The following is an 11,011-nucleotide window of genomic DNA, read 5'->3' on the forward strand; positions in this document are numbered from 1 at the left end:
TCGTGAAACACCTGTCGCGCAAATGGAGGCGGAGCCAACGGCAGCGGCTGCTCCGCCGCAGTAACTTCGCCATCGACATCCGACTTAGGAACCTTCCGCATCTCAATCGGAAACAGCGGCTTCCCCGTATCTCGATCGAACAGAAACACGAAACCCGACTTAGTCGTCTGCGCCACCGCATCCACCGGATGGCCATCATGTTGCACCGTAACCAAAGTAGGCGGAGCCGGAAAGTCGCGATCCCAAAGATCATGCTGCACTGCCTGAAAATGCCAAATCCGCTTACCCGTTGCCGCATCCAACGCCAGCATTGTATTCGCGAACAGGTCGTCACCGATGCGATTCGATCCATAGAAGTCAAATGCGGCCGAACCGGTCGGAACAAATACCAGCCCGCGCTTCTCATCCAGGCTCATCCCCGCCCAGTTATTCACGCCGCCGATATAAGTCCACGCATCCTTGGGCCAAGTCTCGTATCCAAACTCGCCCGGATGCGGAATGGTATGAAACGTCCACCGCACTTTGCCGGTGCGCACGTCGAAAGCGCGGATGTCTCCCGGCGCCGCCGGTAGCGTTTCATTCACAATGCTCCCCATAATTAAGAGATCTCTAAAAACGATCCCCGGCGAAGTAGCCGATATCGACATCGTCGCCACATCGCGACCCAACCCCTCCCGCAGATCGGCTTTCCACAATAGCTTGCCCGTATTCGCGTCCAGCGCGTAAAGGTACTCCCGCGCCGCAACAAAAATGCGCCGGTCGCGCCCGCTCTCCCAGTAACTTAGCCCGCGATTCCGCGACTTACCAATCACCTGATTGGCCGCGTTCGGATCGAACTGCCATAGCAGCTTCCCCGTCCCCGCGTCCAAAGCAATCACGCGCAGTTTCGGCGTCGTCGCATACAAGACGCCATGCACGACGATTGGCTGACACTGCATCTCCGATCCGTCGAACGCATCGCCCGTATCGAAGCTCCACGCCACACGCAGTCGCGATACGTTCCCGCGATTGATCTGCGTGAGCGGCGAATAGCGGGTGTTGCCAGCGTCTCCGCCGTAACGCGGCCAATCGGTTTGCGCGGCCAAGGTTGCCGATGTGAGAAGCCAAAGAACCAACCGGGGTCCTGTAATCATCACCTACAATCTGAGCATGAAGGCGATCCGGTTTCACGAATACGGCGGACCCGAAGTCACCCGCGTCGATGATATCCCTCAACCTGAGCCGAAGCCCGGCGAGTTTCTCATCCGTGTTGTAGCGGCGGCCGTGAACCCGATCGACTGGAAGCTCCGCACCGGCGCGTTGAAGCAATACATGCCGATCCAGCTTCCGTTCACGATGGGCTGCGATGTCGCCGGCACGATCGAGAGAGGTTCCGGCAAGTTTCAGCCCGGCGATGAAGTGTACGGGTTTCTGTTGACCCTGCGTAGCGGAGCGTTCGCCGAGTTCGCCATCGCCCTCGAAGGCGAAATTGCACTTAGACCAAAGACGCTGTCGTTCCAGGAAGCCGCCTCCGTACCCGTCGCCGCACTTACCGCCTACGAAGCTTTGTTCGATCGCGGAAAACTCGAATCGGGACAAACCGTCCTACTCCACGGCGCCGCCGGAAGCGTCGGAGCCATGGCCGTTCAGCTTGCCAAGGGGAAGGGTGCGCGTGTCATCGGAACAGCTTCGGCAGAGAACCTCGACTACCTTCGCGAACTCGGCGCGGACGAAACCGTCGACTACCGCAACGAGCGCTTCGAACACAAAGCGAAGCAGGTCGACCTTGTCTTCGACATGGTCGGAGGCGACACTCTGGAGCGTTCCTTTGCCGTGGTCCGCCCCGGTGGAAAATTGATTTCCGTTGCCGGCTTTCCTTCACCGGAATTGGCTCAAGAACATAACATCGAGGCGAAGATGATGGGCGTTCGAGTAGCTGGTCCACGGCTGGCCGAAATCACGCAGTTGATTGATTCCGGCCGGTTGAAAACACGCATTGATAGTGTTTTCACGCTCGAAAACGGCATCGCCGCGATTGCCCGGAATGAATCCGGGAAATCTAAAGGAAAAGTAACCATCTCTGTACAAAACTAGTGAGTTAATCTTGCTTCACTTAGGAAACAATCGAGCAGTCGGCTCCATCTTTGTTTCTAGAACGCGCCACGTTCAACGCCACGTTTAACAAGGACAAACTTATGGAAAGCACCGCTGCTCGTCTCATGCCAACGCCTTTGGAAGACCCTATACAACTGGCGGTTCAAACGCTGCACCAGCAACTGGATCTCGCCTTGCGACTCCTTCAAGCCGCCGCCCCGGAACACAAAGACCGGATGCGCCGCGCGAAGATGATCGACATTGCCCGGGATGCCTATCAATACTCCGTGGAGGCCTTAGGAAAATTACCGACGGTTCCCCCTGAGACTCTCAAGCGCACGTTCGAACTGATGCGTGAGTTCCGCTTGCGCCTCGCCGAGGTCGATTTCGATCGCGCCCCATCGGACTCGCAACATGGCAATCATCGCCAGCACTAACTACATCTCGTCTACTTTGACGCTGCGCGCCAGCACGTCGTCGTTGTAGTTCAGCAGCACTTTCTTCGGCCGTTTCGGCAGCTTGAGCTTGAACTCGGACGCCGCGCTGCTCCCCGCTACCGCGATGTTGGCTACTTTGACCGGGCCGTTTCCATTCCCGAAATCGAGATAGATCGGAACCCGCATGCGGAACCCGTCGCTCACTCCGCTTTGGGAAAGCTTGCCGGTCAATAGCACGCTCCCGCCGGGCTGATCAGCAAGTGAGTAAGTCAGGTTATAACTGCCAACCTCGGTTCCATAAACATACTGGCGGAAGAACCAGGTGATGTGATTGTTTCCGTCCAGATCCATCTGCGGCTTCATGTGCTTGTCGACGATGGCCTCGAAATCCTCGGTGCTCGCGTTCTTGAATGCGAACTGCGCGGTGTAATCGTGCATCGTGGCGATAAAATCATCGTCGCCCGTTTTCGGATCCTGCATCAGGTAGCGCAGCATATGCAGCACGTACCCGCCTTTGGGATATACCAGCTGCCGATAGGCTTCGTCATTCTTGAAACTGTTGAGCCGCAAGCCCATCCAGATCGGCCCCGCGTCTGTCGCCGCATTGCCCCAGTTGTTCTTGTCGACGATCTCTTTGCGGCCGGTCTCCCAGTAATGGCGATACTTATCGGGATTCTTCTCCGTGGCTTGCAAAAACAGACCCGCGGAGAAATCCGCGAACCCTTCGGAAAGCCACTGGTCGTGATAGGAGTTCCATCCGATCAGATGCCCCCACCACTGATGCGACACCTCATGCGAGGTAACTTCATCGAAGAACTTCTCCATCCGAAACGTATTGCCGCCCATGAATAAGTACCGCTGGGTAGAGTCAAGAAAGGAGAACAACGGCAGATACACCAGCGTCGGCCACGACTGTCCGAAGTTCATCTGCGGCTGCTGCGTGATCGCCACGCGTCCATAAGGAAGTTTCCCGAACCAATAGGTGAAGCATCGAATCGCGTTCTCCGCATCGATCATCGTGTTGGCTGCCATAGCGCTCGGAATCATCGCGCCGGGTGTATTGTTCTTCCGCTGAATCTCCTGCAAGTAAGCCGGTAGCTCGGTTGTCGCGTAAGCTTCAAAGTCTGTGTCGCCGTCCGTCACCTGCTTCAGCTTGAAGTCCCCATAGTTGAAGCCCGCGACGGAGATCGGCACGCTCGCCACCCAGTGCGTCACCGTATAGTCCTGTTCGCGCCCTTTGTCCGCCAGCTTGCCGACACTTACAAGCGTGTATTGGCGAGGAACCTTGAAAGTAAGGTCGAACGTCGCCCGGTCGCGAAACACATTTAAGCTCGGATACCAGCTCTCGCGCGCCCGCACGGAGAAAGTCCCGCCGCCTTCGTTATGAACCACCTTGTCGCCTTGATACTCGACGCGGATCTCCTGTGGTTTGCCTTGCTCCATCGGAGTGGGGAGGATCACATAGAACGCTCCGTCGAGCTTTCGTCCTTCCTGGATGAACGGAATGTCTTTGCCGTCGATAGCAACTCTTGTAACCCGCAAATTCGGCAGCAGATCGAAATCGAGAATGCGATCGCCATCCCGAACAGGATCGACGCGTATGGTTGCCGCCGATGCAAGATGCTCATTCTTCCCGATGATGGTCTCGATCTTGTAGTGAACCGCCGCTGCGATGCGCTTATCTTCATGTTGCAGCGCCGTATTTGCTTTCCACTCAGACGCGTAATGGGTCAGGTAAAGGATGCCGTCGTGTTCGCCCATCGGATCCACATTGATCAGTGCGACCTCTTCGGTGCTCAGCAGCTCGGGGACGGCGCCGCGAGGGTTGATCAGGAAGCGCAGGTCCGGATACTGATGCCCGTGCAAGTACGCTCGGAACGAACCGGCGAACTTCGGGTTGTATAGCTCGCCCAAAATCTCGGCGTCGATGTTGCGCACGCCGTCGCCCTGAAGCAGCGACTCCGTGAAGGATCGCGGCAGATCCGTTCGATGACGGACCTGCCGCCGGAAGTTGCGCAACACGTCTGTGTTCCTCGCGCCGTCCGCGGGCGTTTTCAGCGACGCCTTCAGCTCGTCGTAAGTCGCGTCCGTAAACAGGAAGACCGCGGAATCGAAGCTGTCGTGAAACTGCGCGTCGCCGGTAACCATCTTGAGGCGTTCGGCTTCCAGGCGCATAGCGGGCGTCAACTGAAACGTGCCGTCGCCACTGAAGACCGCAACGACTACGCGTCCCATCACCGGGCCGGTGAAACTCAGCGTGCCTTTCTTGAGGAAGAACGTTCCGGCATCGCGTTTCAATTCGATGTTTTCGACCAGGAACGATTCCGCAAGTCCCCGCTCGCGCAGCGCCCGGTAGTTCGGATCGGAATTGGCCATGCCGGACGCAGCTGACGTTACCTCGACGCTGGTTTCCTGCGCCGCAATCTTGAGAGCCACGGACACATTGGCGTCTCCGCTCTCGGCGACGGTGGCTTTAGCTTCTCCCGGTTCGAACCCATCGCGCTGGATGGTGATCATATAGTCGCCTGCCGGAAGATCGGCGAACAGCGCAGCACCATCCAGCCCTGTGGCCTTCGTCCCGGCGATCAACCCCGCCATCGAAGTTACCCGTACGGCAGCTTCAGGAACCGCAGCGGCGCTCGGATCTTTGACAACTACGCGAAGGTTGCCGGCTTCAGCGGTTGCAGTGGTAATCAGGCTTACAAGAAGGACGATAAAATAGCGCATTTTGAGACTTCTGTTAGGAATCCCACACAACCCCTGGGTTTGGCAAGGGTTCTGGATTAAAATAGATCTAAACGGTCCTCAGCAGCGGACCATTGGTGCTACGACTGCGAGTGTGACTCGCGCGACCCGACCCTGGTCTGAACCCTCTTATGATGGCCTCCGCCGCTCTGGCACTGCTCCTTCCCTCCCACCGCTTCGTCAACTCCCTTTTTGACGATACTTTTGCAGGCGTCCACCAGCTCGGATGGTTCGACTGGGCGCTCCTGATTCCTTACTTCTCCGTTCTGATCGTCCTATCTGTATACGGATTGCATCGTTACGAGATCATTCGGAACTACTTTAAGCACCGCAAGAGTCTTCTGGACATCCCGGCGAAGGAATTCGTCCGGCTTCCTCGCGTCACCGTGCAGTTGCCGGTCTACAACGAACGGTTTGTGATCGAGCGCCTGATCGAAGAGATCTGCAAGATGGACTATCCGCATGAGCTCCTGCAGATTCAGGTGCTGGACGATTCAACGGACGATACACATCTGTTTGCGGCCGATCTGGTGGAGCGCTACAGGAATCTCGGCTACCCGCTGGAGTATCATCACCGCACCAATCGCCACGGTTTCAAAGCGGGCGCGTTGCAGGAAGGTTTAGAAACCGCAACCGGCGAGTTTATCGCTATTTTCGACGCGGACTTCGTGCCGCCGCACGATTTCCTGATGCGCACGATCCACCATTTCACCGATCCTAAAGTCGGAGTCGTGCAAACCCGTTGGAGCTATCTCAATCGCAATTACAATCTGCTGACCGAAGTGGAGGCGATGATGCTCGACGGTCATTTCATCCTCGAGCATGGCGCCCGTTCGCGCGCCGGTCTGTTCTTCAATTTCAACGGCACGGCGGGCATCATGCGCCGCGCGATGATCGACGACGCCGGCGGTTGGCAGCACGATACGCTCACCGAAGATTCCGACCTGAGTTACCGCGCACAGCTGAAAGGCTGGCGCTTCGTGTATATGCCCGGTCTTGATTGTCCGTCCGAGTTACCGGTTGAGATGCACGGTTTTCAAGTACAGCAATCGCGCTGGGCTAAGGGCTTGACGCAGGTCGCGTGTAAGTTGAGTCGTCAGATCTGGAATGCCGAAATTCCCTGGCGCGTGAAGATCGAAGCGCTGCTGCATCTAACGCCCAACCTTACCTATCCGCTGATGATCGTCGTTTCGGCTCTGATGCTGCCGGTGATGATCGTGCGGTTCTATATGGGCGTCTGGCAGATGATGCTGATCGATTTCCCGCTGATCTTCGCATCCTTCTGGTCGATCTCCGCGTTCTATGTGATTGCCTACCGGGAGGTGCATCCGCAAACGTGGAAGCGCGCGTTTTTGCTGCTGCCGATGTTAATGGCTGTCGGGATCGGATTGACCCTGATCAACACCCGGGCTGTTCTGGAAGCACTCTTCGGAATTAAGACTGGCTTCGTGCGCACTCCTAAGTTCGCGATCGAAGGAACTGCGCCCGCGAAACATACACCGGCGAAGAAGAGCGACGAGCAGTATCGCCGCCGCAGCGGCTGGCTGCCCTGGGCGGAGCTCGCCGTAGGCGCTTACTTCTTCGTAATGGTGGTCTTCGCAATTCAGACATTGAACTATCTGGCAGTCCCTTTCCTCAGCTTGTTTGTCTTCGGCTATCTCTGGGCCGGCGCAACGACGCTCTACCAGGAGCATCAGGATCGCCTGCGTTGGACGCGCGCGCGTAAACTGGATCTGCAACAGGCGTCGCGCTATTGACGGCAGAGCTCGCGATATCGCCTGCCTCGGTGCATGAGGCTGCCGCCCGGATTGCTCCGTTCATCCATCGCACCCCGGTGATGACCTCGCGCAGCGCGGACGAGCGTGCGGGCGCGCAACTGTTCTTCAAGTGCGAGAATCTGCAGCGCGGCGGGTCATTCAAAATTCGCGGCGCAGCCAATCGCATCCTCTCGATACCGCCCGCTGATCGCGCCCGGGGCGTGGTTGCTTTCTCTTCCGGGAATCACGCTCAGGCAGTCGCCATCGTGTCGCATCGCGTCGGAATTCCGGCCACCATCGTCATGCCGACGGACGCGCCGCAATCGAAGGTGCAGGCGACTCGCGCCCGCGGCGCGCACATCGTCACTTACGATCGCCAGACCGAAGATCGCGAGGAGATCGCCGGCCGCATCCTGCGCGAGACGGGAGCGACGCTGGTGCCGCCTTTCGACGATCCGCTGATCATGGCCGGACAGGGCACCGCCGCGCTCGAATTGTTACAAGAAGTTCCGGATCTGGACGCGCTCGTGATCTGCATCGGCGGCGGCGGTTTATTCTCCGGTTGCGCGGTTGCCGCGCGATCCCTCCGACCCGAGATCAGGCTGTTCGGCGTGGAACCCGAACGCGCCAACGATGTCTGGCTTTCGGTCGAAGCGGGAAAGCGCGTCACCATCGCGCCTCCCGATACGATTGCCGACGGTCTGCGCACGCTCGCTCCCGGAAAGTGGACGTTCCCGGTGATTCAGCAATTCGCGGAACGCGTGCTGCTGGTGACCGAAGAACAGATTGTGGACGCCATGCGCCTGCTTTTATTCCGTGCAAAGATCCTGGTGGAACCCAGTGGTGCGGTTTCAGCCGCGGCGGTCTTCCATCGGGCGGTAGAAGGCGCGAAGCGTATCGGGGTCATCCTTTCGGGTGGTAACGTAGACCCGGAGTTTCTCGTAGGAAACCTTTGATAGAGTCATATCGCTGATGTTCGTCTACGCACTGGTCCTCGCTTTAATGGCTTTCTCCGGCCGTCAGACAGAGCCGCAACAGTCAGCCGAATCCACGCCGGCCCCTTCGACCGCGCCCGAGGCGCCCGCCGAATACCTCGGCATCTCGCTGGCTCCTTTTCTGCCCACGCCGGACACGATCGTAACTCGCATGCTGGAACTGGCGCACCTCAAGGCGGCCGAAAAGCTATGTGACATCGGCAGCGGCGATGGCCGGATCGTGATTGCCGCGGCGCGTGAGTACCACGCCGATGCAACGGGCGTCGAGCTCGACGACAAGCTAGCGCGTGAGAGCGAAGAGAAGATCCGCAAGCTGGGCTTGTCCCAAACGGCGCGTATCATCCATGGGGACATGCTGAAGCAGCGCTACTCGCAATACGACGTGATCACGGTTTACCTGTTACCCGAAACCAACGACCTGATTCAACCCATCCTCGAGCGCGAACTCAAGAAGGGCGCGCGCGTGGTGGCGCATGACTTCGAGTTCCGCAACTGGCGCCCGACAACGACGGAAACGATCGAGGATGATGGAACCGGCCGCAGCCATACGATCTTCCTGTATCAGCGCTGAACGGCGGTTTGTATACTCGTTGCTACGCGATCCCCGTATTTAGAGCGTAAGGTGGCGACGCAAGGAGAACCGAATGAAAGTCCTACGATGTTTTGCGCCAACGTTACTGCTTTTCGGCCTTTCCACGACGACAGTCTATGCGGGGGAGAATCTCCCTGTCGCGAATCCTATCTTTGCTAAAGTTCCCATCCAGTGCGCGCGAGGGTATGCGTATCAGGGCGTGGACGGCGCCACATGCACGAGCCAGTCTTTTCCAGCGCAAGCGTTCAATGGAACCCCAGCGATGGGTTGGGTACTTACTCCAAACACGGGGTCCGGCGGAGCGGCGGGAATTACCGGTCCGAACACTGCATTTGAGCCTCCGTCCTTCGACGGTCTACCCTTCAGCACCGCTGCGTTTTTACAGGGTCAAGGTAGCGGCGTCTCTCAGACGATCTTCCAGTTTGTGGCCGACCGGCCTTACCGGCTGCTGTTCTATCTGGGTTCGCGCCAGGCCAGCGGTAGCTTCGACGGCAATCAGACGGTTGCGGTCTATCTTGACGATCGTCTGATCGAGGCGTGGGGTTTGACAAGCTATACGCCGTTTACGCTCCGGCATGCGAACCTCACCGCATCGCATGGGGGACCGCACGTACTAAGGTTCGCCGGCACGGCTTTAGGCGATCACACGGCCTTCCTTTCGGGCGTGATTATCGAAGCCGTGGATAGCGCCGACGAGCCGTAGGGCGATACAATTGTTCCGCAATGAAAACAACCATAGCTCTCGCTCTTTTCGCGTGCGCAACCGCGGCTCACGCTCAAAGCATCGGTATCAAGGATCAACTGCTGAAGCACTATCTCACCTCCAAAGATCTGACTCTCGCCGTCGCGGACGCCATGCCCGCAGGTGACTACAACTTCAAAGCCACTCCCGCGGAGATGAGCTTCGGCGAGCAGATGAACCACATCGCGCTCGCGGCCGGAAACTACTGCTCCCGCGCGTTAGGCACGGAGAATCCGGTCCCTAAATCCGCGGACAGTTCCAAACCCGCAGCTACCAAGAACCTGAATACCGCTTACGACTACTGCATCACCGGCCTCCGCAGACTGGATGACGCCGCTCTTTCCAAGGAGATCGGGCCGATCGGGCCGCGGCAAATGAGCGTGTTTGAATTGCTGCTGGGCGGCTTCACGCACACGGCCCATCATCGCGGCCAGGCGGAAGTCTACCTACGCCTAAAGGGCATCACTCCGCCGGAATACAAGTTCTGAAGGCTTAAAATAGGGTTTGACCGAATCCCCAAACCCTCTTCTCGAAATCCGCTTCGAGATTCCTTTCGATCAGGTTCGCCCTGAACACGTCGAGCCCGCTATTGAAATCCTGCTCGCGCAGGCACGAGAGTCCGTCGATCGGATCGCCGCTCTCTCTGACGTGCGGACGTACGAAAATACGATGCACGCGCTCGAGATGTCGACCGAGCGTCTCGACTACGCGATGACGGTCGTGCGCCATCTGGAGTCCGTCGAGACATCGCCCGAACTGCGCGCGGTCTTCAATGCCGTGCAGCCGGCGGTCAGCGCGTTCTACTCGTCAATTCCGCTCAACGAGCAGCTCTGGAACGCGCTGAAGGCGTTTTCTGAAACCGAAGAGGCGAAGCATCTGACCGGCGTCCGCAATCGGCTGCTGACCAAGACGCTCGATTCGTTCCGGCGGCATGGCGCGCAGCTCGATCCCTATGGCAAGAAGCGCTTGGCGGCCATCGACGTCGAACTCACCCGCATCACCACCAAGTTCGGTGAGAACACGCTGGATTCGACCAACGCGTGGGACCTGGTGATTGAAGACCAGGCGCAACTCGCGGGCCTGCCGCCCTCGGCCGTTGCAGCGGCGCGCGAATCCGCCGCGCAGAAAGGCCGCGAGGGCTGGCGGTTCACCTTGCAGGCGCCTAGCTACATCGCGCTGCTCACGTATCTGGACGACCGCGGCATCCGCGAGAAAGCTTACCGTGCGTTCCAGAGCCGCGCTGCTGAACCTCCTTTTGAGAATCGCGATCTGGTGCGCCGCATCCTGGAATTGCGCGCCGAGAAAGCTCACCTGCTCGGGTATGCCAACTTCGCCGATCTGGTGCTCGAAGAGCGCATGGCGCATACCGGCGCGCATGCTCTCGCGTTCCTGCGCGATCTGGAGCAGAAGAGCGTCGCGGGTTTCGACCGCGAGAACCAGGAGCTACGCGCCTTCGGCGGCGAGCTGGCCGCCTGGGACGTTGCTTACTTTGCCGAGAAGCAACGGCAGGCGCTCTACGACTTCGACGAGGAAGCGCTGCGCCCCTACTTTCCGGCCGATCGCGTGGTGGCCGGGATGTTCGATATCGTCGAGCGTCTCTACGGCATCCGAGTGGTGCAGCGCACCGGGCCGCCGGTGTGGCATCCGGACGTCAAGGTCTATGAAGTCAT

At 58.6% G+C, this 11,011-nt stretch carries 11 protein-coding genes; 8 read left to right on the plus strand and 3 right to left on the minus strand.

The window, feature by feature from the left end; genetic code table 11:
• On the minus strand, nt 1-1,133 hold a 1,133-nt coding region (locus H1Y01_RS08085), incomplete at its 3' end, for an outer membrane protein assembly factor BamB family protein (protein WP_180539932.1).
• 16 nt (nt 1,134-1,149) lie between these two features.
• On the opposite strand from H1Y01_RS08085, the gene H1Y01_RS08090 reads away from it, so the two are divergent.
• Both H1Y01_RS08090 and H1Y01_RS08095 read left to right on the plus strand, forming a co-directional pair.
• Nucleotides 1,150-2,073, plus strand: a complete 924-nt coding sequence (locus H1Y01_RS08090) for an NADP-dependent oxidoreductase (RefSeq protein ID WP_180539933.1) — start codon at nt 1,150-1,152, stop codon at nt 2,071-2,073.
• A 125-nt stretch (nt 2,074-2,198) separates the two neighbouring features.
• Entirely contained in the window at nt 2,199-2,510 is a 312-nt protein-coding gene (locus H1Y01_RS08095) for a hypothetical protein (protein WP_180539934.1), read from the plus strand.
• Here the strand turns inward: H1Y01_RS08095 and H1Y01_RS08100 are convergent, their stop codons facing one another.
• On the minus strand, nt 2,511-5,237 hold the full coding sequence (locus H1Y01_RS08100; RefSeq protein WP_180539935.1) for a M1 family aminopeptidase: 2,727 nt from the start codon (nt 5,235-5,237) through the stop codon (nt 2,511-2,513).
• A gap of 152 nt (nt 5,238-5,389) precedes the next feature.
• On the opposite strand from H1Y01_RS08100, the gene H1Y01_RS08105 reads away from it, so the two are divergent.
• The 5 genes from H1Y01_RS08105 to H1Y01_RS08125 all read left to right on the plus strand — a co-directional run bounded on the left by H1Y01_RS08105 (nt 5,390) and on the right by H1Y01_RS08125 (nt 9,829).
• Nucleotides 5,390-7,012: a cellulose synthase family protein gene (locus tag H1Y01_RS08105; protein ID WP_219341379.1), complete on the plus strand. Its 1,623-nt coding sequence runs from the start codon at nt 5,390-5,392 to the stop codon at nt 7,010-7,012.
• Complete coding sequence (locus H1Y01_RS08110; RefSeq protein WP_180539937.1) at nt 7,009-7,968, plus strand: threonine ammonia-lyase; 960 nt, start codon at nt 7,009-7,011, stop codon at nt 7,966-7,968. The genes H1Y01_RS08105 and H1Y01_RS08110 overlap by 4 nt, the downstream gene beginning before the upstream one ends.
• A gap of 16 nt (nt 7,969-7,984) precedes the next feature.
• Nucleotides 7,985-8,578, plus strand: coding sequence for an SAM-dependent methyltransferase (locus tag H1Y01_RS08115; protein WP_180539938.1), 594 nt, complete (start codon nt 7,985-7,987; stop codon nt 8,576-8,578).
• A gap of 73 nt (nt 8,579-8,651) precedes the next feature.
• The gene (locus tag H1Y01_RS08120) at nt 8,652-9,302 is read left to right on the plus strand and encodes a hypothetical protein (protein WP_180539939.1); all 651 of its coding nucleotides are present in this window, start codon (nt 8,652-8,654) and stop codon (nt 9,300-9,302) included.
• A gap of 20 nt (nt 9,303-9,322) precedes the next feature.
• Entirely contained in the window at nt 9,323-9,829 is a 507-nt protein-coding gene (locus tag H1Y01_RS08125) for a DinB family protein (RefSeq protein WP_180539940.1), read from the plus strand.
• Nucleotides 9,830-9,833: 4 nt separating this feature from the next.
• On the opposite strand, the gene H1Y01_RS19710 is transcribed toward H1Y01_RS08125, so the two are convergent.
• Entirely contained in the window at nt 9,834-10,016 is a 183-nt protein-coding gene (locus H1Y01_RS19710) for a hypothetical protein (RefSeq protein WP_257644428.1), read from the minus strand.
• Between H1Y01_RS19710 and H1Y01_RS08130 the strand changes: the two genes are divergently transcribed.
• The coding region (locus H1Y01_RS08130) for a M3 family metallopeptidase (protein ID WP_367399779.1) at nt 10,011-11,011 on the plus strand (1,001 nt) is incomplete at its 3' end. The two genes, H1Y01_RS19710 and H1Y01_RS08130, sit on opposite strands and share 6 nt — an antisense overlap.

Origin of the sequence: Nevskia soli (genome assembly GCF_903970205.1) — a bacterium.
Taxonomy (GTDB): domain Bacteria; phylum Acidobacteriota; class Terriglobia; order Bryobacterales; family Bryobacteraceae; genus Bog-113.

What these genes read in the sequence shown, in the direction of transcription:
- H1Y01_RS08100 (WP_180539935.1), bottom strand. Translation starts at nt 5,237, where the DNA reads ATGCGCTATTTTATCGTCCTTCTTGTAAGCCTGATTACCACTGCAACC.
- H1Y01_RS08105 (WP_219341379.1), top strand. Translation starts at nt 5,390, where the DNA reads ATGGCCTCCGCCGCTCTGGCACTGCTCCTTCCCTCCCACCGCTTCGTC.
- H1Y01_RS08115 (WP_180539938.1), top strand. Translation starts at nt 7,985, where the DNA reads ATGTTCGTCTACGCACTGGTCCTCGCTTTAATGGCTTTCTCCGGCCGT.
- H1Y01_RS08120 (WP_180539939.1), top strand. Translation starts at nt 8,652, where the DNA reads ATGAAAGTCCTACGATGTTTTGCGCCAACGTTACTGCTTTTCGGCCTT.
- H1Y01_RS08090 (WP_180539933.1), top strand. Translation starts at nt 1,150, where the DNA reads ATGAAGGCGATCCGGTTTCACGAATACGGCGGACCCGAAGTCACCCGC.
- H1Y01_RS08125 (WP_180539940.1), top strand. Translation starts at nt 9,323, where the DNA reads ATGAAAACAACCATAGCTCTCGCTCTTTTCGCGTGCGCAACCGCGGCT.
- H1Y01_RS08095 (WP_180539934.1), top strand. Translation starts at nt 2,199, where the DNA reads ATGCCAACGCCTTTGGAAGACCCTATACAACTGGCGGTTCAAACGCTG.